Source organism: Rhodopseudomonas telluris (assembly GCF_042432815.1).
In the GTDB taxonomy this organism is placed as follows: Bacteria; Pseudomonadota; Alphaproteobacteria; order Rhizobiales; family Xanthobacteraceae; genus Rhodopseudomonas; species Rhodopseudomonas telluris.
Window position 1 is genome coordinate 865,748 of the sequence record NZ_JBHLWM010000008.1, and the last position, 22,715, is coordinate 888,462.

The 22,715-nt window shown below is 64.4% G+C and carries 21 protein-coding genes; 10 read left to right on the forward strand and 11 right to left on the reverse strand.

All coding sequences use genetic code 11. The features are described from left to right. Positions 1-42 precede the first annotated feature (42 nt). On the forward strand, positions 43-309 hold the full coding sequence (locus ACFFJ6_RS21460) for a DUF6719 family protein (protein WP_378391645.1): 267 nt from the start codon (positions 43-45) through the stop codon (positions 307-309). Positions 310-362: 53 nt separating this feature from the next. On the opposite strand, the gene ACFFJ6_RS21465 is transcribed toward ACFFJ6_RS21460, so the two are convergent. Both ACFFJ6_RS21465 and ACFFJ6_RS21470 read right to left on the reverse strand, forming a co-directional pair. Further along, entirely contained in the window at positions 363-761 is a 399-nt protein-coding gene (locus tag ACFFJ6_RS21465; RefSeq protein WP_378392253.1) for a hypothetical protein, read from the reverse strand. Between the two features lie 40 nt (positions 762-801). Beyond that, positions 802-969, reverse strand: coding sequence for a hypothetical protein (locus tag ACFFJ6_RS21470; RefSeq protein ID WP_378391647.1), 168 nt, complete (start codon positions 967-969; stop codon positions 802-804). A gap of 584 nt (positions 970-1,553) precedes the next feature. Here ACFFJ6_RS21470 and ACFFJ6_RS21475 point away from each other — a divergent pair. Beyond that, positions 1,554-1,778, forward strand: a complete 225-nt coding sequence (locus tag ACFFJ6_RS21475) for a hypothetical protein (RefSeq protein ID WP_378391649.1) — start codon at positions 1,554-1,556, stop codon at positions 1,776-1,778. A gap of 112 nt (positions 1,779-1,890) precedes the next feature. On the opposite strand, the gene ACFFJ6_RS21480 is transcribed toward ACFFJ6_RS21475, so the two are convergent. Then, positions 1,891-2,439, reverse strand: coding sequence for a CreA family protein (locus ACFFJ6_RS21480; RefSeq protein WP_378391651.1), 549 nt, complete (start codon positions 2,437-2,439; stop codon positions 1,891-1,893). A gap of 207 nt (positions 2,440-2,646) precedes the next feature. Between ACFFJ6_RS21480 and ACFFJ6_RS21485 the strand changes: the two genes are divergently transcribed. The 3 genes from ACFFJ6_RS21485 (at position 2,647) to ACFFJ6_RS21495 (ending at position 6,069) form a co-directional block, all read left to right on the forward strand. After that, entirely contained in the window at positions 2,647-4,299 is a 1,653-nt protein-coding gene (locus tag ACFFJ6_RS21485; RefSeq protein ID WP_378391653.1) for a L,D-transpeptidase, read from the forward strand. Between the two features lie 216 nt (positions 4,300-4,515). Next, positions 4,516-5,460 carry a polysaccharide deacetylase family protein gene (locus ACFFJ6_RS21490; RefSeq protein ID WP_378392255.1) on the forward strand — a complete coding sequence of 315 codons (945 nt, stop codon included), beginning with the start codon at positions 4,516-4,518 and terminating at the stop codon, positions 5,458-5,460. A 39-nt stretch (positions 5,461-5,499) separates the two neighbouring features. Then, a complete protein-coding gene (locus tag ACFFJ6_RS21495; RefSeq protein WP_378391655.1) occupies positions 5,500-6,069 on the forward strand; it encodes a dihydrofolate reductase family protein in 570 nt (189 codons plus the stop codon). On the opposite strand, the gene ACFFJ6_RS21500 is transcribed toward ACFFJ6_RS21495, so the two are convergent. The 3 genes from ACFFJ6_RS21500 to aspS all read right to left on the reverse strand — a co-directional run bounded on the left by ACFFJ6_RS21500 (position 6,066) and on the right by aspS (position 11,017). Beyond that, the gene (locus ACFFJ6_RS21500) at positions 6,066-6,512 is read right to left on the reverse strand and encodes a DoxX family protein (RefSeq protein WP_378391657.1); all 447 of its coding nucleotides are present in this window, start codon (positions 6,510-6,512) and stop codon (positions 6,066-6,068) included. The two genes, ACFFJ6_RS21495 and ACFFJ6_RS21500, sit on opposite strands and share 4 nt — an antisense overlap. A gap of 206 nt (positions 6,513-6,718) precedes the next feature. Continuing rightward, positions 6,719-9,028, reverse strand: coding sequence for an NADP-dependent malic enzyme (locus ACFFJ6_RS21505; protein WP_378391659.1), 2,310 nt, complete (start codon positions 9,026-9,028; stop codon positions 6,719-6,721). A gap of 216 nt (positions 9,029-9,244) precedes the next feature. Further along, on the reverse strand, positions 9,245-11,017 hold the full coding sequence (gene aspS, locus ACFFJ6_RS21510) for an aspartate--tRNA ligase (RefSeq protein ID WP_378391661.1): 1,773 nt from the start codon (positions 11,015-11,017) through the stop codon (positions 9,245-9,247). Between the two features lie 247 nt (positions 11,018-11,264). Between aspS and ACFFJ6_RS21515 the strand changes: the two genes are divergently transcribed. The 3 genes from ACFFJ6_RS21515 to ACFFJ6_RS21525 all read left to right on the forward strand — a co-directional run bounded on the left by ACFFJ6_RS21515 (position 11,265) and on the right by ACFFJ6_RS21525 (position 14,953). Continuing rightward, entirely contained in the window at positions 11,265-12,743 is a 1,479-nt protein-coding gene (locus ACFFJ6_RS21515; protein ID WP_378391663.1) for a protein adenylyltransferase SelO, read from the forward strand. A 111-nt stretch (positions 12,744-12,854) separates the two neighbouring features. Continuing rightward, positions 12,855-14,033 carry a ribonuclease D gene (gene rnd, locus ACFFJ6_RS21520; RefSeq protein WP_378391665.1) on the forward strand — a complete coding sequence of 393 codons (1,179 nt, stop codon included), beginning with the start codon at positions 12,855-12,857 and terminating at the stop codon, positions 14,031-14,033. Then, entirely contained in the window at positions 14,030-14,953 is a 924-nt protein-coding gene (locus ACFFJ6_RS21525) for a bestrophin family protein (protein WP_378391667.1), read from the forward strand. Before rnd ends, ACFFJ6_RS21525 begins: the two co-directional genes overlap by 4 nt. 14 nt (positions 14,954-14,967) lie before the next feature. Here ACFFJ6_RS21525 and ppx read toward each other — a convergent pair whose 3' ends face one another. The 4 genes from ppx to ACFFJ6_RS21545 form a co-directional block, all read right to left on the reverse strand. Further along, on the reverse strand, positions 14,968-16,473 hold the full coding sequence (ppx, locus tag ACFFJ6_RS21530; RefSeq protein ID WP_378391669.1) for an exopolyphosphatase: 1,506 nt from the start codon (positions 16,471-16,473) through the stop codon (positions 14,968-14,970). A gap of 12 nt (positions 16,474-16,485) precedes the next feature. Then, entirely contained in the window at positions 16,486-18,687 is a 2,202-nt protein-coding gene (locus ACFFJ6_RS21535) for an RNA degradosome polyphosphate kinase (RefSeq protein WP_378391671.1), read from the reverse strand. 147 nt (positions 18,688-18,834) lie between these two features. After that, on the reverse strand, positions 18,835-19,512 hold the full coding sequence (locus tag ACFFJ6_RS21540) for a P-loop NTPase family protein (RefSeq protein WP_378391673.1): 678 nt from the start codon (positions 19,510-19,512) through the stop codon (positions 18,835-18,837). A 46-nt stretch (positions 19,513-19,558) separates the two neighbouring features. Further along, complete coding sequence (locus tag ACFFJ6_RS21545) at positions 19,559-20,104, reverse strand: CDP-alcohol phosphatidyltransferase family protein (protein WP_378391675.1); 546 nt, start codon at positions 20,102-20,104, stop codon at positions 19,559-19,561. A 263-nt stretch (positions 20,105-20,367) separates the two neighbouring features. Between ACFFJ6_RS21545 and purM the strand changes: the two genes are divergently transcribed. Continuing rightward, positions 20,368-21,441 carry a phosphoribosylformylglycinamidine cyclo-ligase gene (purM, locus tag ACFFJ6_RS21550; protein ID WP_378391677.1) on the forward strand — a complete coding sequence of 358 codons (1,074 nt, stop codon included), beginning with the start codon at positions 20,368-20,370 and terminating at the stop codon, positions 21,439-21,441. Continuing rightward, positions 21,413-22,096 (forward strand): phosphoribosylglycinamide formyltransferase, encoded by a 684-nt coding sequence (purN, locus tag ACFFJ6_RS21555; protein ID WP_378391679.1) that lies wholly within the window; start codon positions 21,413-21,415, stop codon positions 22,094-22,096. The genes purM and purN overlap by 29 nt, the downstream gene beginning before the upstream one ends. Before the next feature lie 60 nt (positions 22,097-22,156). On the opposite strand, the gene ACFFJ6_RS21560 is transcribed toward purN, so the two are convergent. Beyond that, a complete protein-coding gene (locus tag ACFFJ6_RS21560) occupies positions 22,157-22,360 on the reverse strand; it encodes a cold-shock protein (RefSeq protein ID WP_378391681.1) in 204 nt (67 codons plus the stop codon). Positions 22,361-22,715 lie beyond the last annotated feature (355 nt).

Sequence of the window (22,715 nt, forward strand, 5' to 3'; positions counted from 1 at the left end):
CGAATCAAGCCATCGTTGCACGTGGCGCATGAAGGAGACCCCATGACCGACATCCGTATTGCCGGCCGCCGTCGTGCCACCCTGTTACTGATGGGGACTCTGGCCCTCGCATCGCTGCCAGGCCCGTCGGCTGCGCAGCAGCTGACGGTGTCGCGCGAACAGGACATCACTGAGCTGCGCCTCGGCCAGAAGATATTCGTCGACGACGGCTCCTGTCCGACCGGACAGATCCTGGAGGTGGTCGGAGCCACTCTCACGTCCGAGGGTCTGGCAAGGACCAGAAAATGCGTGCCGCGCGTGCGACGATGACGCATCGGAAAGCGACGAACACCAGCGTGAGCTGAAGACCGGACTGTGCGGCGTCAGCGCTCCAGATCAGTCCGTTCGCCGACCGGCCGATCGGCCGGATCGAACATGCACTGCAAAGCGGGCTTGGCGATCTTGTCGAAGGTTGCGCTGATCTGTGCCTGCTTCGCCGCCGGAATCCAGTCGTTCTCGATCGTCGGCACGCCACGCTCGCGCATGCCTCGGAGCAACGCCTCGCGCAGGTCGATGTCCTGGACAGCCGCCGCCGCGTGATCGTGCAGGCAACCGCAGACCGCGACGGGGTGCGCCCAGCGGCCAGCCATATGAGCAGTACATGCGCGGATGAACTCCATCCGTGCGTCGGGGACGCTCATCAGGGAGCGCGCCTGCGCCTGTGCGCCGCCCCCCGCAGCCAGCAGAGTTCCAAGGACCAGACCCGCCAAGCGGCACATCATCGGCAACCGACCGATCGAGGAATGGCTCACGTCGCTGTGCTCACTTGGTCCACGAGGCAAGCGAGGCCGTTCCGTCTCGTGCGACGTCCAGTCCATCCCACGATGCGTCCAGATAGGCGAACGTGCCGACACCCGGCATGCTGCCTTCCGACGAACCCGCAACCGACGACGCGCTCAAGACGAAGACACCGGCGAGGATCATGCTCATCGTTCGCATTGGCGCGCACTCCAGTCGGCTTCGGCAGCCCCCGCCGCCTCATGCCGCCGACTGATATCCGGAGCGCGTTTCGCCACCGCTGCGTTCCGGCGAAAAATGGTTTCGTCGCTCCCCTCAATTGTTTCGTTCCCGACGGCAGAACGAAACACTGCGGAAACAATCGTGCCTGGGCTATCACCCAGGGTCATATCCGGACGGCCGCAAATCACCTCGCATTTGACATCATGATGTCATCGCTGCGGGTTAGTCAGATCCAACCGTGAGTGAGGGAAGGCCCGCCGGGGTTGTTACTTCCGATCCGTCTCCGCAGACCCTCGGGTCCGCAAGATTGAATTAACTTGTTCTTGTCGAACTGCTGGCGCGTGAAAGCGCCACCTGCTAGAGGAACAAGCGAAGGCGTTTCGGACCGCTCCAACGAGCGTGTGACCGATAGGTACGCGCGGCAGGGCGATGTGGTCCCAGCACGCGGAAGCGAAACGCTTCACCCGGACATCACGGTTTCAAACGTCGCGAAAGCGGCGATGCAACGTTTTTAGGCGTTGAGCGTTATTTATGTGCTTAGTGGAGGAACAACGATGACAAGTCAGGCACAGGTGGCAAATGTAAAGACCGGCCTGCCCGATAACCCGGCACGCGTGCCTTTGACCGTGGCGAAGCTTCGGAGTGTCGGATTTACCGGTGAGATGGCGCTGCAGAACATTTTCGGTCATCCCGGCACGCAATCGATGCAGCAAGGCTTGGTCCGACTGGTCGGACATCGGGATCTGGCGCGGCCTGTGGCCGCCGACCGCACCGCCTAAACGCGGTCCTCGCCCTCACCAAGACCACGAGACAAAAAAGGAGCGACAGGCGGCCGCCTGTCGCTCCCTTCGATTCTGGGCCTGAAGTGTCGGGCTTATCGACCGCGTGAGGTCACTTGAAGTAATCGCCGCATTTCTGCACGGCCTGGTCGGCGGCACCCCAGGGCATGATCGGCACCGACGACGTCGAGTTCTTCGGCGAGCCTTCGATCAGCCTGTCGGAGTACACCATATAGACCAGCACGTTCCGCTTGGCGTCGCAGCCTCGGACGATCTGCATTTTCTTGAAGAACATCGAGCGGCGCTTGCTGAACATATCGTCCGCCTGCGCCAGCTTGTCCTTGAAGCGGATCGGGCCGATCTGCCGGCACGCCAGCGAGATGTCCGAGACTTCTTCCGCAAGTCCCAGCCAGCCCTTGAAGCCGCCCTTTTCCGGCACGGTGAAGTGACAGGCGACGCCCTCGATCTCGGGATCGTCGATGCCGTAGGTCGCGAGCTTGTCGTTGGGGCTGAGCAGCTTGAAAACCGTCGAGCGGCGGAAGATCAGATCCGGATCGTCCGCGGCGGACGCTGATGTCGCAGCAAACCCGGCCAGAACCAGCCCGGCTAGCGCGGCGCATTTCAAGCGGCTGAAAAGCGATGTGGTGTGACGACGTGTCATCCGTGTCTCCGTTGAAGCTGCAGCCCATGTGGGGATCAGGAAACGCTTGAAAAGATGCCGGCGCACTTCGACTCTGGTTTAACGTCCTGTGAAGCTTTTTTGTTAAGCTTTCATCATATGCGCTGGAAGAGAGCGCCGGCGCAGTGAACGCGCTGGGTGCCTGCGGCACTAATCTGAGATTCCGCTCAAGAGATTCGGGGACCAAGCGTGGGTTTGAAACAGTTGTCGTTTTCGCCAGACACCGCGCCGCGCAGCGGTAAAACCGAACTCACCCCCGGGACAATCTCCAGAACGGCGATGCGCGCGGGGCTGCTGACGGCCGCCGGCGTCTTCGCCCTCACCTCCGAAGCCAATGCGACCAGCTGGTGGTGGCCTGACAACGACACCGCAGTTTACGATACGCCAGCACCACCGATGCCGGCGAAACGCGCGCCCCGCAAGCAGCCGCATTTCGACGGCCGACAAGAGAAGCTGCTCGAACAGCAGACCGCGAAACCACGGGGCCCGCTGCTGATCTCGGTCTCGATCGATCAACAGAAGCTGCGCGTCTACGACGCCAACGGCTTCTTCGCCGAGTCGCCGATTTCCACCGGCATGCGCGGCCATGCGACGCCCATGGGCGTGTTCAGCGTCATCCAGAAAAACAAATGGCATCGCTCCAACATCTATAGCGGTGCGCCGATGCCCTACATGCAGCGCATCACGTGGTCGGGCATCGCGTTGCATGCCGGCGTGGTCCCAGGCTACCCGGCGTCGCACGGCTGCATCCGGATGCCGAACGGGTTTGCGATGAAGATGTGGGGGTGGACCCGAATGGGCGCCCGAGTGATCGTCACGCCCGGGGACATCACGCCGACCAACTTCTCTCACGCGCTGCTGACCACCAAGCGTCCCGCTTTGCCCGAGACCGCGCCGATCGCATCCGATCCGCAGAAGCCGACCACGACGTCGAAATCGGACAAGGCGGCTGCGGCCGAGCCAACACATGATTCGCCCCAGCCGGAGCTGCGTGCCAGCATTCTGCACGAAGAGCCACAGGCCATGGTGAGGACCGCCGACGCCAGCGGAGATTCTTCGGCAGGCGCGGTCGTATCGGACTCGTCCCATCAAGCGACGGCTGCAGAGGCCAAGGCGGAAGCCGAGGCGACGATGGCCCCCGCGATGACACCGCAGCCCGATGTGACGGAAGCCGCAGCCTCAGATACCGCCGAGCCCGTGACGACGGCTTCGGTGACGAAGCCGGCAGAGGCCAAGGCTGGCAATTCTGTCTCAACGGAAAAAGCTTCGTCTACCAACGAGAAAGCGCCGACAATTCAGCCGGCGGATAAAGTCGATGCGGCCACCGACAGCGCGGCTCCGAAAGACCAGTCTCGTCCCATGGAGCCGGCCGTGACGGCTACGCCCGAACTGCCCGCGGCCAAGCGTGGCGGCGGTCAGATCGCCGTGTTCGTCAGCGCAAAAGATCAGAAGCTTTACGTCCGCCAGAACATGACACCGTTGTTCGACGTTCCGGTCACGATCGCAGCCGGCGAACGGCCGCTCGGCACGCACGTATTTACCGCTGAGCTCGCGAAGGACGACAGCGTGCGCTGGACGGTTGTGTCGTTGCCAGCCCCCCGACGGACCGAAGATCCGAGCAATTCCCGTCGTATTAAGAAGGTCTTGCCGGCCGAAGTGAAGACATTGCCGGAACCGGATGGTCCCGCTGCAGCGCTCGACAGGCTGACGGTGCCGCCGGACGCCATGGCCCGTATTGCGGAGGCCATCTCGACCGGTTCGTCATTGATCGTCTCCGATCAAAGCATCAGCGCGAGCGGCGAGACTGGGCAGGGCACCGACTTCATCATTCGTCTGCGCTGACCGTTGCCACTCGGCGAGCCGCCGCGGGCAGCTTGCCGGTTGCAGACGCTGTGGCCGCCGTGCACGCGACGCGCGCGAATCTGCGGGCAACTCACCGCGGCGGGTGAATAACCGTTGCCCGGGCCGCTTTTATGCCTCTACTTTGACCGCAACATGCGAGAGCGTCTGCGGTTTTGACGTGTGTCGAACCGCAAACGGCGACGGAGGACGATGAATATGCGGATCGCGGCAGGCCTTGTGATTGCAGGTGCGGTTTCTCTTAGCGCGATCGGGCTCGCCTGGTCGCAGGGAACGCCGAAAGCAGGCGCAGCCGCACAGCCCGCCCCGTCGGCGGCCGCCCCCGCCCCCGCCCCCGCACCTGCTCCGGTCAAACAGGCCTGCGCCAATCCCGACGCGCTCGGTGTCGGCCGTGTCGTCGAGATCGACACCACCGGTGGTCCGGGCTTCGGCTTCGAACACTTCAAGCAGCTCGACTTCCTGCGCGACAAGGAAGTCGTGCTGACCTTCGATGACGGTCCCTGGCCGGTGAACACGCCGGCAGTGCTGAAGGCCTTGGCCGATCAATGCACCAAGGCGATCTTCTTCCCGATCGGCAAGCACGCCACCTATCATCCCGAGATCCTCAAGCAGGTTGCCGCCGCCGGCCACACCATCGGTGCGCACACCTGGTCGCACGCCAATCTCGCCAACAAGAAGCTGACCGAGGATCAGCGCAAGGACGAGATCGAAAAGGGATACGCTGCGGTGAAATGGGCGCTCGGTACCGCGCCCTCGCCGTTCTTCCGCTTCCCGGCCCTGCAGCATCCGCCGGAGATGGTCACCTATCTCGGCACCCGCAACATCGCGATGTTCTCCTGCGATCTCGACTCGTTCGACTTCAAAGCGCGCAAGTCCGAGCAGGTGGTCGACACCGTGATGAAGAAGCTCGACAAGCTCGGCAAGGGCATCATCCTGATGCACGACTTCCAGCGGAGCACCGCGGAGGCGATGCCTGAACTGCTGCGCCGCCTGAAGGCCGGCGGCTACAAGGTCGTGCAGATGCGGGCCAAGGCGCCGGTCGAGACCTTCGCCAAGTACGATGAAGAACTCGCCAAGAGCAATCCGCTGCCGACGGTCAGTTCGCGGCCGGTCAGCTCGGTCGTGCAGACGATCTCCGAATAAGCGGGCCCTATTTTTGCGTAACTGGATCTCGAACGCCCGATGACGGGCCCATCGACGCTGCAAATCGAAGGCTTCGTCATCGTCTCCGCCGAGGGCAATCTGGCGGACGCCTCTGGCGTGATGCCGGACGCTCTGAAGTTCGAAGGCGACCAACGCTTCTTCGCCGCGGCGCTCGACGGCGCGGCACTGATCGTGCACGGCCGCAATTCGTACGAGGATCAACCCAACTCGCCCTACCGCAAGCGGCTGGTGGTGACGCGGAAAATCACAGGCCTCGCCCCGGACCCCAATAATCCAAGAGCCTTGCTGTGGAATCCGGCCAGTGTCGCATTCGACGAGGCGCGGGCTCAAGCCGACGTCCAGTCGGGCATGATCGCCATCATCGGCGGGCCTGACATCTTCGCGATGTTCTTCGACCGTTACGACACGTTCTGGCTGTCGGAAGCGCCCAAGGTCCATCTGCCGGATGGCGAACCATGTTTCCCCGGTGTGCCGGCACAGACACCACAGCAGCTTCTCGCGAGCCATGGGCTGAGAGCCGCCGGCCGCGTCGTGCTCGACGCCGCCAACGACGTTAGTGTCACACCGTGGCGGAAGTCGTTCGACTAGACGTCGTGAGACGCGACGGCGGTAGGCGTTCCGCGGCCAATTCCAGCGATAATGAACAGCGCGCCGATCAGCGAGAGGTTCTTCAGCGCTGCGATCAGGTTGTTCTGCGCGTCGGCTCCGGTCTGGTTCCAGAAGTCGTGGTAGTAAAAGATCGTCGCTGCAACAAACAACACCAGGATCAGCGAGAAGAAACGCGCACCAAAGTTCAGCGCGATCATCAGCCCGCAGATGAGTTCGGTCGCGCCGGCGGCGATCGCCAGCATCTGCGCGAACGGCATCCCGGCCAAGCCTTCGAGCTGCGACGTGTAGGTGGTGAGCATCTCCGGCACGACGATCTTCTGGGTCAGCTGCGTCGTCGTGGTGAGATCGAGCAGCTTGGAGGCCCCGGTGAAGATGAACAACACGGCAAACAGAAAGCGCCCGACAGACACGAAAGCAGGCATGGTCGACCTCACTGGCAGCGGCGGAAACGCGCAGCAAGTATGAGGAGTCGTCGGCCGCTTTTCAAACGGTCAGATCGCGTACCGATGGCTTACGCACCGCGAGTTGAAGAAAAACGGCCCCGCTTCACGCGGAGCCGCTCTTGTTCCTCAAATCAGTGTCGCGCGTGCATCATATGGGGACGTGCGACCTCGCGCCGTCACGCGCCTCAGGCGAACAGCGTGCGCTGATGCCGCCCTGCTCGTTCCTGCGCTTCGACCACCGCGACGGCGGTCATGTTCAGGATGCCGCGCGAGGTTACCGACGGCGTCAGAATGTGCGCCGGCCGTGCAGGGCCAACCAGGATCGGACCGACCGGCAGCGCGTCTGCCAGCACCTTGATCATCTGGTAGGCGATGTTGGCGCTGTCGAGGTTCGGCATGATCAGGACGTTGGCGCCACCCTCCAGTCGCGAATGCGGCAGGATCATTTCGCGGGCGCTCTGCACCAGCGCGCTGTCACCCTGCATTTCGCCGTCGGATTCGATCTCCGGATGACGCTCCGCCAGCAGAGCGGTCGCCCGCCGCATCTTTGCCGACGACTCGGTCGGATAGCTGCCGAAATCCGAATGTGACAGGAAGGCGATCTTCGGCTTGATGTTGAAGCGCTGCACGTGGACCGCTGCGAGCGCCGCGACCTCCGCCAGCTCTTCGGCCGTCGGATTAGGCCTCACCTGGGTGTCGGCGAGGAAGATCGCGCCCTTGCTGGTGATCATCAGCGCCAGCGCCGCATAGTCGGAGACGCCGGGCAGCAGGCCGATGACGTCACGGACGTGACGCAGATGATTCATGTAGCGGCCGTCGAGGCCGCAAATCATCGCATCGGCTTCGCCGCGGGCCACCGCGAGCGCGGCGATCACGGTCGAATTGGTGCGCACAACCGTGCGCGCCGCCGCCGGCGTCACGCCGGAGCGACCGGCGATATCGACATAGGACTGCACGTAGGAGCGATAGCGCGGATCGTCCTGCGGGTTGATCAGGTCGAAATCCTCACCCGGTTTGATCGACAGGCCGCTGCGCTTGATCCGTGCCTCGACCACCGACGGCCGGCCGACCAGGATCGGCCGCGCCAGCTTCTCCTCGAGGATGGTCTGCACCGCGTGCAGCACACGCTCGTCTTCGCCTTCGGCGTAAATGACACGGACGGGCTGCGCCTTGGCCTTGGCGAACACCGGTTTCATCACCAGGCCGGAGCGGAAGGCGAAGCGTTCGAGTTGCGCGTAGTAATCGTCGAACGAGGTGATCGGCCGCGTCGCGACGCCGGAATCCATCGCCGCCATCGCCACCGCGGGCGCGATGCGCAGGATCAGGCGCGGATCGAACGGGCTCGGGATCAGCGAGCCGGCGCCGAAACCCAGCACTTCGTCGGTGTCGAGCCCGGCCGCCACCGGATCGGCCGGCGGATCACGCGCAAGCTGCGCGATCGCGTCGACCGCAGCAATCTTCATCGCTTCGTTGATCGCGGTGGCGCCGACGTCGAGCGCGCCGCGGAAGATATACGGGAAGCACAGGACGTTGTTGACCTGGTTCGGGAAGTCCGAGCGTCCGGTGCAGATGAGCGCGTCGGGACGCACCTTGCGGACCTCGTCCGGCATGATCTCGGGCGTCGGATTGGCGAGCGCCATCACCAGCGGCTTCTCGGCCATCTGCTGCACCATCTCGGGCGTCAGCACCTTCGGGCCGGACAGACCGAGGAAAACGTCGGCGCCAGGGATCACTTCGGCCAGCGTCCGCTTGTCGGTCTTCTGCGCGTAGACCTCCTTCCAGCGGTCCATCAGCACATTGCGGCCTTCGTAGACGAGGCCTTCGAGATCACAGACCCAGATGTTCTCGCGCTTGGCGCCGAGCGACACCAGGAGGTTGAGACAGGCGAGCGCGGCCGCGCCGGCGCCGGCGGTGACAATCTTGACGTCGCCGATATCCTTGCCTTTCAGCAGCAGCGCGTTCTTGACCGCAGCGCCGACGATGATCGCAGTGCCGTGCTGATCATCGTGGAACACCGGGATCTTCATGCGCTCTTTGAGCTGCGCCTCGATCTCGAAGCACTCCGGGCCCTTGATGTCCTCGAGATTGATGCCGCCGAAGGTCGGCTCCAGCGCCGCCACGGTCTCGACCACACGCTCGATCGTGTCGGCGGCGATCTCGATGTCGAACACGTCGATGTCGGCGAACTTCTTGAACAGAACCGCCTTGCCTTCCATCACCGGCTTGGACGCCAGCGGCCCGATATTGCCGAGGCCGAGCACCGCGGTGCCGTTGGTGACCACCGCGACCAAATTGCCGCGCACCGTGAGATCGGCCGCCTGCGACGGATCGGCCGCGATCGCATTACAGGCCGCGGCGACGCCCGGCGTGTAGGCGAGCGCCAGATCGCGCTGGTTGGCGAGCGGCTTCGAGGCGTGGACCTCGAGTTTGCCGGGGCGCGGCGAACGGTGATAAGCGAGCGCCTGGGATTGCAGATCTTCAGAATTGGACGCCATGCGGTCTCCGGGCGGCTTCGTCGGCACGGGATTGCCGATCCTGCCATTGTCGTATCAGCAGCGGTTGATACCAATTTGTCTCGCGCATGTCCGCTCGTTACGGACATAGCGGTCATCACGCCTACGCAACATCACAAGGTCGCGCTCACACAACCCTCGATACGCCGATGCCCGCGGCACGCGCGGGCATCACGAAATCCGGACCGAGGGCCGCGCTCACTCTTCCTGCAGATTGAGCCGGATGTGCAACTCGCGCAACTGCTTCGGCGTCACCTGCGACGGCGCGCCCATCAGCAGGTCCTCGGCGCGCTGGTTCATCGGGAAGAGCGAGATCTCACGCAGGTTCGTGGTGCCGCAAAGCAGCATCACGATGCGATCGACGCCCGCCGCCATGCCGCCATGCGGCGGCGCACCGTATTGGAAGGCGCGATACATGCCGCCGAAGCGGTCGATCACTTCCTGCTCGCCGTAGCCGGCGATCTCGAACGCCTTCACCATCGCCTCGGGGCGATGGTTGCGGATGCCGCCCGACGCGATCTCGTAGCCGTTGCAGGTGATGTCGTACTGGAACGCCTTGATGGTCAGCGGGTCCTGCCCCATCAACGCGTCCATGCCACCTTGCGGCATCGAGAACGGGTTGTGCGAGAAGTCGACCTTCTTGTCGTCTTCGTTGTACTCGTACATCGGGAAGTCGACGACCCAGGCCAGCGCGAACTGATCCTTGTCGACGAGATTGAGCTCTTCGCCGACGCGGGTGCGCGCGAGGCCTGCGAACTTCACGAACTTCGCCGGATCACCGGCCACGAAGAACGCCGCATCGCCGGCCTTGAGGCCGAGTGCCGCGCGGATCGCTTCGGTGCGCTCCGCACCAATGTTGTTGGCCAAGGGACCAGCGCCCTCGCCGCCTTCGCGCCACATGATGTAGCCGAGGCCCGGCTGGCCTTCGCCCTGTGCCCACGAGTTCATGCGATCGCAGAACGCACGGCTGCCGCCGCCCGGACCTGGGATCGCCCAGACCTGATTGCGCTCTTCCTCCAGCATCCGCGCGAACACCTTGAAGCCCGAACCGCGGAAGTGCTCGGAGACGTCCCGCATCTCGATCGGGTTGCGCAGGTCCGGCTTGTCGGTGCCATATTTGCGCATCGAGTCCGCGAAGGCGATGCGCGGCCAGCCCTTGGTGACCCGCTTGCCCTTGGCGAACTCCTCGAACACGCCGGTAATCACCGGCTCCATCGCGGCGAACACGTCGTCCTGCGTGATGAAGCTCATCTCGACGTCGAGCTGATAGAACTCGCCCGGCAGACGATCGGCGCGCGGGTCTTCGTCGCGGAAGCACGGCGCGATCTGGAAGTAACGATCGAAGCCCGACATCATCAGCAGTTGCTTGTACTGCTGCGGCGCCTGCGGCAGCGCGTAGAACTTGCCGGGATGGATGCGGCTCGGCACCAGGAAGTCACGCGCGCCTTCCGGCGACGACGCCGTCAGGATAGGCGTCTGGAATTCGAAGAAGCCCTGCTCCTTCATCCGCCGGCGCATCGAGTCGACGATGGCGCCGCGGGTCATGATGTTCTGATGCAGCTTCTCTCGGCGCAGGTCGAGGAAGCGATAGCGCAGCCGCACGTCCTCCGGATACTCCTGCTCGCCGAACACCGGCAGCGGCAGTTCGCCGGCCGGGCCGAGCACTTCGATCTCGGTGACGAACACTTCGACCGCGCCGGTCGGCAAGTCCGGATTCTCAGTGCCGCCGGGACGCCGTCGGACCCGGCCGTCCATCCGCACCACCCATTCGGAGCGCAGTTTTTCGGCATCCTTGAAGGCCGGCGAATCCGGATCGGCGACGCACTGGGTAATGCCGTAATGGTCGCGCAAATCGATGAACAGCACGCCGCCATGGTCGCGGATGCGATGGCACCAGCCGGACAGGCGGACGGTCTGGTCGATATCGCTGTCGCGGAGCGCGCCGCAAGTATGGGTTCGGTAACGGTGCATGGAAATCCCGGAAAGGCCGTCTTTGGGCAGAATCGAGCGTCCGCTGGCTTGCGGAGAGGGTCAGGGTTTACCCGAGCGAACCCATCGCGGCAACCAAATGAAACCCATTTCAGGGCCATTTGGCCTCCGCTCGCCCGGCCGGACGCATCGGACATGCCCGGCTGCGATCGACAGCCCGCCTCCAACTTGAAACCCCGCCGTTTCGAGCCGATTGTCCAAGGGGCGAACCATTCCTATCTGGTGACCGATGACCTTCCATTTCCCGTTCGACAACAGCTATGCGGCCTTGCCGGAGACGTTCTTCGCCCGGGTGGCTCCAACCCCTGTGGCGGCGCCCCGACTCGTCAAGCTGAACCGGCCACTCGCCGATCGGCTGGGCCTGGATGCCGATTGGCTCGCCAGCCCGGAGGGCACCGCGGTGCTCGCCGGCGCCCGCGTGCCGGAGGGCGCGGCGTCGATCGCGATGGCCTATGCGGGCCACCAGTTCGGCCATTTCGTGCCGCAGCTCGGCGACGGACGGGCCATCCTGCTCGGCGAGGTGATCGACAAGGACGGGGTTCGCCGCGACATCCAACTCAAGGGCTCCGGCCGCACGCCGTTCTCGCGGATGGGTGACGGCCGCGCCGGGCTCGGCCCGGTGCTGCGCGAATACATCGTCAGCGAGGCAATGGCGGCGCTCGACGTGCCGACCACCCGCTCCCTCGCCGCAGTTTTGACCGGCGAGCAAGTGATCCGCGACCCGATCCAGCCCGGCGCTGTGCTGACCCGCATCGCCTCCAGTCACATTCGGGTCGGCACCTTCCAGTTCTTCGCCGCACGCGGCGATCGCGACGCTGTGAAGGCGCTGGCCGACCACGTCATCGCACGTCACTATCCGGATGCTGCGGACGCGGAAGCGCCGTATCTGGCGCTGCTCGAGGGCGTGATCGCCCGGCAGGCCGACCTGATTTCGCGCTGGATGATGATCGGCTTCATTCATGGCGTGATGAACACCGATAACTGCTCGATCGCCGGCGAAACCATCGATTACGGCCCCTGCGCCTTCATGGACACGTTCGATCCAAAAACCGTGTATTCGTCGATCGACCAGATGGGCCGCTACGCCTATGGCAACCAGCCGCCGATCGCGCTCTGGAACCTGACCCGACTCGCCGAGTGTCTGGTGCCGCTCCTGTCGGAAGACGAGGCCAAGGGCGTCGAGATCGCCCAGACAGCGCTGGGTGGCTTCGCCGAGCACTTCAACACCGCCTACCTCGCGCGGCTGGCCGCAAAGCTGGGCCTTGCCACCGTTCAGGACGGCGATCCGCAACTCTGTCAGGACTTCACGGCGGCGATGGCCCGCGGCCGGGCTGATTTCACCCTCGCGTTCCGCCGGCTCAGCGACGCGGCTGCCGATCCGTCGGATCTCGGCGACGTGCGGGCACTGTTCGAGGACACCACCGCCTTCGACGAGTGGGCGACGCGATGGCGGCACCGCCTCGCCGCCGAGCGGCAGGATGCTACCGCTCGTCAGGACTCGATGCGGGCGGTCAATCCGATCTACATCCCGCGCAACCACCAGATCGAGGCCGTGATCCGGGCGGCGGTCGATCGGGACGATTTCGGGCCGTTCGAAGATCTCCTGAACGTTCTGGCCAACCCCTTCCGGGAACTGCCGGAATTCGCCCGCTATGCGGTCCCGCCGCAGCCCCATGAGGAGGTGCTGCAAACCTTCTGCGGAACTTGATCGGCGCCCAGCGAGCGTGTCTAGTGCTTCGGATTCGATGGCTTTTTGGGCAGGCGGCACCCTGCCGCCGATAACGCCCGAGCCGGTTTTTCCGTAACGCGACAGAGTTTAATGGACCTGATTTCCACCACCGAGCAGCTCGCCAGCGCCTGCGCCCGCCTCGCCGCCTTTCCGGTTATCACGGTCGACACCGAATTCCTGCGCGAGACCACCTACTACCCGCTGCTCTGCGTGGTGCAGATGGCGAGTGCCGACGAAGCCGTGGTGGTCGATACGCTCGCCCCCGGGCTCGATCTCACCCCGTTCTTCGACCTGATGTCCAACGAGAACGTGCTGAAGGTCTTTCACGCCGCGCGCCAGGACATCGAAATCGTCTGGCATCGCGCCGGCATTGTCCCGCACCCGATCTTCGACACCCAGGTGGCCGCGATGGTGCTGGGTTATGGCGACAGCATCGCCTACGACCAGTTGGTCGAACGCATCACCGGTCATCGCCCCGACAAGACCCATCGCTTTACTGACTGGTCACGCCGCCCGCTGACCGACGAGCAGCTGCACTACGCCGTTTCCGACGTCACCCATTTGCGTGACGTGTTCGCCGCGCTCGACGCCGACCTGAAGAAGCGTGGCCGCAGCGACTGGGTCAGCGAGGAAATGGAAGTCCTGACCTCGCCCAAGACCTACGATTTCGATCCCGGCAGCGCCTGGGAGCGGTTGAAGACGCGCGTGCGCAAGCCGAAGGAATTGGCGGTTCTGATGGAGATCGCCGCTTGGCGCGAGCAGGAAGCGCAGACCCGCGACGTGCCCCGCTCCCGCGTGCTGAAGGACGACGCGCTCGGCGACATCGCCACACACGCCCCGACCTCGCTGGAACGGCTCGCCAATCTGCGCTCGCTGCCCAAGGGTTTCGAACGCTCGAAATGGGGTTCTGACATCATCGCGGCCGTTCAGCGCGGACTCGCGCGCGATCCTTCAAGCCTGCCGAAGATCGACAAGCCGCGGAACAACTCCAACGGCGCCGCGACCGTCGAGTTGCTCAAGGTGCTGCTGCGGATGACATCGGAGCGCCATGCCGTCGCCGCCAAGGTGATTGCCACCGTCGACGACCTCGAGCAGATCGCAGCCGACGACAAGGCCGACGTCGGCGCGCTGCGCGGCTGGCGCCGTGAACTGTTCGGCGAAGCCGCGCTGGCGCTCAAGCACGGCCGCCTGGCGCTGGCGATCGAGCGCGGCCGCGTCACCCAGGTCGACCGCACCGCAAGCGCGACGGCACCAAGCGCCGATCAATGATCGTTCGCGCGCAACCCAACCTCTTCCAACTCTTCTTCCTGGTTCGCGGTTCGGTTGTTCAGCGGATCTATCCGCAGGCCCTGTTCATTGCCGGCCTGTCGGCCGCGGTGGTGTGGGCGCATCACGCCTATCCGGGCGTCGTCTCGGACTTCAACAGCGCGCCGTTTGCCGTGCTCGGCATCGCGCTGTCGATCTTCATGGGTTTTCGCAACAACGCCTGTTACGACCGGTGGTGGGAAGCACGGCGCCACTGGGGCGAACTCATCTGCCTCAGTCGCAACCTGTCACGGCAGACGCTTGTGCTGACCGAACACGACAGGGAGGGCCGCTCCGACCGGATGGCTCTGCTTACCCTGGCGATCGCCTTTGCCCAAGCCCTCGTCCTGCATCTGCGCCCGGGCAGCGACGTCAGCAAGGTCACGCGTCACCTCTCGCCGGACCTCCTCGCCCGCTATCAGGCCAGCCGCAACGCTCCCGAGGTCCTGCTCGCCGCGATGCAGGCCGAGCTCGTCGCGCTTCATCGCGACGGCAGGCTGCGCGATATTCCGTTTCAGATGCTGGACCGTACGATCGGACAGATGGCGATGGTGCAAGCGGCCTGCGAACGCATCCGCTCGACGCCCGTCCCGTTCGGTTACACCCTGCTGCTGCATCGCACGGCCTACGTGTTCTGCTTCCTGCTGCCGTTCGGCTTCGCCAACACGCTGGGCTGGCTGACGCCGTTCGCGACCGCCCTCGCCGCCTACACCTTCTTCGGACTCGATGCGCTGGGCTCCGAGCTCGAGGAGCCTTTCGGTCAGTTGCCCAATGACCTGCCCATCGCCGCGCTCGCGGACACGATCGAAATCAATCTGCGGGAGGCTCTCGGTGAAACCGAGCTACCGCCGCTGCCGGCACCGGTCGACTACATCCTGGTCTGACGGCGGGCGCCGCGTCAACGCCGCACGATGCTGCCGGTGCGGCCGACCATCCGGGCAAGTTGTTTGAAGCGGCTGCCGACCCGGTCGGCGACAAGATCGACCAACCTGTGTTCGAACACGAGCATCAGCTTGCGCTCGCTGGTCCGGAAGTGCGTTGCCGGCAGCACGCCCGGGCGCGCCGCGCTGATCAGATGCGCAACGCGGAAAGCCGCGCCGAGCAGCCGCGCACGCTCGTCCATTGCGTGCGTGACCAGCGCGCGAACCGCCGGTGGCGGCTCGTTCTGCTCACTAAAGCCGGCATAGCGATAGAACACCGACAACGCCATGAAGGCGCGCTCTTGGTGGGTGACGTCGCCAAAATTGCCGTTGGTGATCAGCGCCAACGTCTGCTCGCCGCGGTGGTCCGGATGCACGCGCCAGCCGACGTCCGACATCAGGCAGGCGGCATGGCGAAGGCGGCGCTCGCCTTCCGCCTCGCGCACCTTGGCGATCCGGAACAGCCGGTCGGTCCAGTCGATCAGTTCTTCGGCGTGCCGCGCCGAGCGTGACAGCAGCTTGTTGAGATCCTGCGCGGCGCAGATCAACCCGTCTTTTGCGCGCTCTACCGCCGGAAGCTGCTCGTACAGCAGGCCCTCGCGCACGCCGTAGGTCGAAAACACGATGGTCTTCGGCTTCGCGACCTCAATGACGTATTCCAGAACGAGCGCCGCATAGGCGAGGAGCGGTCGGCGCGCATCTGAGACGAGTTCGATATCTGCGAGCTGATTAGTCGCGACCAGCGTGCGTAGCCGCCGCGCGAAGCGGAGCGCTTCGGCGGCCGGGATCGCATAGCCGTGCATTACCTTGAGCTGGTAGCCGCTCTGCGCGATGTGGATGCGTGCCAGCGCACGCCAGGTGCCGCCGACCGCGTAGAAGGTCCGCGCCCGCGCAGCCTTCAGCGGCAAGGCTCCGGCGAGCGCCTCCCTGGCGATCTTCTCGGCCCGCTTCAGGGATTTCTGCGAAGCATCCTGCAACGCCAGGCTGCCGAGCGGCAACGTCACACCCTTGCGCACCTGGTTGCCGCGGACGTCGATCAGTTCGAGCGAACCACCGCCGAGATCACCAACGATGCCGTTGGGCTTGTGGACGCCGGAGATGACGCCGAGCGCCGACAGTTTGGCCTCCCGCGGCCCCGACAGGATCTCGATCGAGACGCCGCAGATCCGCTCCGCCGCAGCGATGAAATCAGGGCCGTTCCTGGCATCACGGCACGCGGCCGTGGCGATCGCATAGACGCGCCCGACCTTCATCACCCGGATCAGAGCGCGGAACCGCCGCAGCGCCGTCAGCGCCTTGTCGACGGCATCCGTCGCGAGCAGCCCGGTGCTTTGCACTTCACGGCCGAGGCCGCACAGCGCCTTCTCGTTGAAAACGGTGATCAGGCTGCGCGCCAGCGCCTCGTACACGACGAGGCGGACGGAATTCGAGCCGATGTCGATCACGGCGACGCTGGCTTCGCGCCTCGGCGTTGGCTTTCTCAACGTCGCCGATCCTCAGGAAGACGTATTACGCTCCGACCGGCGCGTGAGGCGCCGCGGCGAAGATTCCTTGAGCGACTTTCCACGGCCTGACAGACTCGGATTGGTCATGAAGTAGTTGTGCACGTTGAAGGGCTCCTCGCCCTTCCCCACCTTCATACGCGTCGATGATCCGTCGGGCAACAATTGCCAGCTCTGCTCGGTATCCTTCAGGTTCGCCACCATGATCTGCTCGAGAACCTGCTGATGCACGGTAGGGTTCTGCAACGGACACAGGATCTCGACCCGGCGATCGAGGTTACGCGGCATCATGTCGGCCGACGAGATGTAGACAGAAGCCTTGGAGCTCGGCAGGCCATGGCCGTTGCCGAAGCAGTAGACTCGTCCATGCTCCAGGAAGCGGCCGATGATCGATTTGACACGAATGTTTTCAGACAGCCCGGGCACGCCCGGACGCAGGCAACAGATGCCGCGCACAACCAGATCGACCGACACGCCGGCGCGCGACGCTTCGTAGAGCGCATCGATGATGTCCGGATCGACCAGGGCGTTCATTTTGAGCCAGATCGCCGCCGGCTTGCCGTGGCGCGCGAACGTCGTCTCGCCGTGGATATGTTCGAGCATCCGCTTGCGCAGCGTCAGAGGCGAAACGGCCATCTTCTCGATGTCGCTCGGCTCGGCATAGCCAGTAATGTAGTTGAACACCCGCGCCGCGTCGCGGCCGATGATAGGATCCGACGTGAAGTAAGACAGGTCGGTATAAATACGTGCGGTGACGGGGTGATAGTTACCCGTCCCGGTGTGGACATACGTGGTCAGGCTGCCGCCTTCGCGGCGCACGACGAGCGACAGCTTGGCGTGGGTCTTGAGCTGCAGGAAGCCGTACACCACCTGCACGCCAGCGCGTTCGAGATCGCGCGCCCAGCGGATATTTGCCTCTTCGTCGAAGCGCGCCTTCAGTTCGACCAGTGCGGTCACCGACTTGCCGGCCTCGGCGGCCTCGGCAAGCGCGCGCACGATCGGCGAGTTGTTCGAAGTTCGGTACAGCGTCTGCTTGATCGCCACCACATCCGGATCGCGCGTCGCCTGCTGCAGGAACTGCACCACCACGTCGAACGACTCGTACGGATGATGCACGATCAGGTCCTTCTGCCGGATCGCCGCGAAAATGTCGCCGCCATGCTCACGCACACGCTCCGGATGCCGCGGAACGTAAGGCGGGAATTCAAGATCCGGACGATCGACGCGCGTCAGCTGCGACAGCTCGTTCATCGCCAGCACGCCGTCGACGAGCAGTACCTCATCGTCCGAGGTTGTCAGTGCGCGTTGCACGAAGGCGCGCAGCTCCTCAGGCATGGTGGCGTCGACTTCAAGCCGGATCACCGAACCGCGGCGGCGGCGCTTCAGGGCGGTCTCGAACAGCCGGACGAGGTCCTCGGCCTCTTCCTCGATTTCGAGTTCGCTGTCGCGGATGACCCGGAAGGAGCCCTGCCCCTTGACCAGATAGCCAGGGAACAGCCGCCCGATGAACAGCGAAGTCGCCTGCTCCAGCGTGATCAGCCGGACCGACTGGTCCTTCCCGTTCGGCGGCAGCCGGATGAAACGGTCGATCTTGCCCGGCATGCGGATCAGCGCGTTCATCGCCTTGCCGTCCGTGACCCGCGCCAGCTGCAGCCCGATGGTGAAGCCAAGGCTGGGGATGAACGGGAACGGATGAGCCGGGTCGATCGCGAGCGGCGTCAGCAGCGGGAAGATGTTGTGGAGGAAATGATCCTCGATCCATGCCCGCTCCGACTTGCTGCAGTCGCGGCCGTCGAGCAGCACGATTCCATTCTCGGCCAGAACGCCACGCAGGTCACGCCAGATCGCCTGCTGATCGGCCGCGAGCCGCGAAACCGCGTCATTGATCAGGACGAGCTGCTCTGCCGGAGTCAGGCCGTCGGGACTACGCTCGGTTATACCTTCGCGGACCTGCGCCTTGATGCCGGCGACGCGGACCATGAAGAATTCATCAAGGTTGTTCGCAGAAATCGACAGAAAACGGACGCGTTCCAGCACGGGATGGTGCGGGTTGACCGACTCTTCCAGCACGCGGCGGTTGAAATGCAGCCACGACAATTCACGATTGATGAATCGCTCTGGCCCGGCCGCGACCACCGAAGCCGGCTCGGCTTCACCCTTTTTCTCTTCGATGACAATGACTTGATCGGTATCCATGAGAAATCGGTCCAGTGCCGTTGGGAGCAGACGTGCCGGTAGGCGGTGCGGCGAGACAATGCTGCATTCGCAAGACGTTTCCATGACAATGATGGACGAGGCCTGCGGCCCGTCAAGCCGCAGCGGCGGCCAGGTTGCCGCAGATACTCAGGTCTCGCGCAGCACTTCTGCGGCGAGCGCGCGCGTCACCGGACGGCCCAGACGCAGCGCCTCGGTGTCGAGCAGCTCCACCGTCCGCCGCGCGGCCGCGAAGGAGCGATCGATCCGCTTGGCCAGATAGCCGACCAGATTGGCATCGATGCTCATCTGCCGGTCGGCACAGAATTTGACGATCAGCGCCCGGAACAGCGCGTCGTCCGGCGCGAGCAGGTTCACGACCGGCACGGCCCGCAGCCGGGAGCGCAGGTCGCGGAGTTCCGGCGGGAACGCCGACGGCGCCAGCCGCGCGGTGATGAGGACGGAGGCTTCGTCCTCTCGCGCCAGGTTCATCAGATGAAATAGCGCTCGCTCGTCAAAGCTGCCCGGAATCAGGTCTTCGACCACCAACGCGCCGGTTGCGAGTTCTCCCGGCACGTTCGCGGGCGTCAGGGCCTGCGCCGAAGTCGACCGCGCACCGGCCAGTTCGGCCCAGATCGACGCCAGATGGCTTTTGCCACTGCCCTCGGGGCCGACCAGCAACATGATACGGTTCGGCCAGTCCGGCCAGCTTTCGATCAGCTTGAGCGCAGCGGTATTCGCCGTCCCCTCGAGGAAATCCTCGCGGGACAGGCTTTCGGCGTGCGGCAAGTCCAGAGCCAGTTGTCGAGGTTGTACGCGGACTGCCACGGGGTCGCTCCATGCCGGGCCGCTTCACGCGGCCGGCCGACGCGTGTCAGCGACCAGGCTCGATCGTGCTCATGTGCCGCGTCCACTCCACGAGATAGAAGGAGACCGAAAGCAAGGTCAAGACCGTGACCAGTCCCATGAGAATAACGTCGTAGGGCGCCGGCTCGAAACCGAAGCCGAGCGCGCCGAGCACCAGCGCCGCAAACCCGACCTGCGCCACCGTGTTCAGTTTCGAGACCATCAGCGGCTTCATCGGCACCGGCTTGCCGAACAGCCACGAGACGATCACGGCGCCGACGATCATGATGTCGCGCGACACCACCAGGATCACCAGCCAGCGCGGGATCGCCCCCCAAATTCCCAGCGAAACGTAAATCGAAACCAGCAGCGCCTTGTCCGCCAGCGGATCGAGCAGCGCGCCGAGTTCGCTCGCCATGTTGAAGCGCTTGGCGAGGAAGCCGTCGACCGCGTCGCTCACCCCGGCGATGATAAAGATCGCGAAGGCGATAGCCATTTGGTTCGACGCAATCGCCCAGACGATGACGGGCACCAGCAGAATACGAACAAGCGTAATGATGTTGGGTATACTCACGCGACGGTCCCGACTTCCACCCCAGGCCCGGCTAAATCTTTGCAATTTCGGCGATTGCCGGGGCCGGTTGTCTACATAGACCATGGGGGGGCACCTTGCGAGCCATTGCGCGCCGGCGAAATCCGACGTAACCACCCCAAAACCATCGCTCGGACGCGGACAAGCGGGACTTAGGTCTAGCGCGACCGGCGGGGACCATCGGCGGCGGCTTGATGCCGGGCGGCACCCGTGCCGCGCAGCGCCTTTTTCTGCAGGAGCCGGCCATGACCGAGCGCAAGCACGGCCTCACCTACGCCGATTCCGGCGTCGATATCGACGCGGGCAATCGGCTCGTCGATCTGATCAAGCCGATGGTGCGGGCGACCGCACGGGCCGGCGCCGATTCCGAAATCGGCGGCTTTGGCGGCTTGTTCGACCTGAAGGCGGCCGGGTTTAAAGACCCGGTGCTGGTGGCAGCCACGGATGGCGTCGGCACGAAGATCAAGGTGGCGATCGACGCCAAGCTGCACGCCGGCATTGGCATCGACCTCGTGGCGATGTCGGTCAATGACCTCGTCGTCCAGGGCGCCGAGCCCCTTTTCTTTCTAGATTACTTCGCCTGCGGCAAGCTCGACCCGGAAGCCACCGCGGAGATCGTTGCCGGCGTTGCCGAGGGCTGCCGCGAGTCCGGCTGCGCCTTGATCGGCGGCGAAACTGCCGAGATGCCCGGCCTCTATAAGGACGGCGACTACGATCTCGCCGGCTTCGCGGTCGGCGCAGCTGAGCGCGGCACCCTGCTGCCCTCGCCCGACATCGCCGAAGGCGACGCGGTGATCGGCCTCGCCTCCTCCGGCGTACATTCGAACGGCTTTTCGCTGGTGCGGAAGATCGTCGAGAAGTCCGGCCTGCCCTACGACGCGCAGGCGCCGTTCTCACCAGTGATGACGCTTGGCGGCGCGCTGCTGGCGCCGACCAGGCTGTATGTGAAATCCTGCCTGCACGCGATCCGCACCACCGGCGCGATCAAGGGACTGGCGCACATCACCGGCGGCGGCTTCACCGACAACATTCCGCGGGTGCTACCCAAGCATCTCGGCGTCGGCATCGACCTGCCGCGACTGCCGGTGCTCCCGGTCTTCAAATGGCTGGCTGAACAAGGCGGCATCGCCGAACTCGAACTCCTCCGCACCTTCAACTGCGGCATCGGCATGATCGCGATCGTCAAGGCGGATGCCGCCGACGCCGTCACCGAAGCGCTCACCAGCACCGGCGAGAGCGTGCATCTCCTCGGCCAAGTGATCGCCGCCAAGGGCGAGCATCGCGTCGTCTATGACGGCCACCTCGACCTCGCCTGGTGATGCCGTGAGCAAGCGTCGCGTCGCTATCCTGATTTCCGGGCGCGGGTCGAACATGGCCGCGCTGATCGAGGCCGCGGCCGAAGACGGCTTTCCGGCAGAGATCGCCGTGGTGATTTCGAACACTGCAAGCGCCGGCGGTCTTGCGATCGCGCAGCGGAGCGGCATCGAGACGCTGGTGATCGAGAGCAAACCTTTCGGCAAGGATCGCGCCGGCTTCGAGGCCGTGCTGCAGGCCGCGCTCGAACAGCGCAAGATCGAGCTGATCTGCCTCGGCGGGTTCATGCGGCTGTTCACTGCGGAGTTTGTCAACCGGTGGCACGGCCGGATGCTGAACATCCATCCGTCGCTGCTGCCGTCATTCCCGGGCCTCGATCCGCATGGTCAGGCGCTGCGCGCCGGCGTCAAAATCTCCGGTGCCACCGTGCACTTCGTGATCGCCGAGACCGATGCCGGTCCGATCGTGATGCAGGGAGCGGTGCCGGTGCACGATGACGACACCGCAGACGGATTGGCGGCGCGCGTGCTCGCGGTCGAGCATCGCATCTATCCGAAGGCGCTGGAACTCGTCGCGTCCGGCCGCACGCGTTTCGAGGGCGATCTCTGCAAATCGACCTCGAATGGCGTCGACGATCAGGTATTGATCGTTCCGGCGTAGTCTCGGCGTTGCTACGGACTACGGATCGCGCTGCGATTTGCGCAGCGGGAAAGCGACCTGTTAGGAGACCTTCAAATTCTCTGCCGAGGTCTTGCCGCGATTTTCGACGAGATCGTATTCGATCGTCTGGTTCTCATTGAGGGTGCTCAATCCGGCGCGCTCTACCGCCGAGATATGGACGAACACATCCTTGTCGCCCGTGGTCGGGCGGATGAAGCCGTAACCCTTGGTGGGGTTGAACCATTTGACGGTGCCCTTGTGCATCGCCTGTCTCCTGTCTGGACATAAAAAAGACGCGGCGCGCTAACTGCGTGCCACGCCACACACGGCGATCCCGAGGCCTGCTGAATTTCCAAGTCGCAAAACATCAAAGCCGAACGGCCCAACTCCGAATGCACCTCAATTGCAACACGATTTTCCCGCCTTAGCAAGTCTTGCGCGTGCTGCAGAAATAAGCGCCGGATAGTTGCGTTGGTTAGTTGAACTGATTACTTCGGCGGCGCTTCGGCCATGTTGCTCTGCGGCAATCGCGCACGAAGTCTGCTTCATCGGCAAATTTGCCACCGATTGATTGAAAAACGGGCGTCACGCTGCGCATGGTCAGCTCGCCGCGCGAACG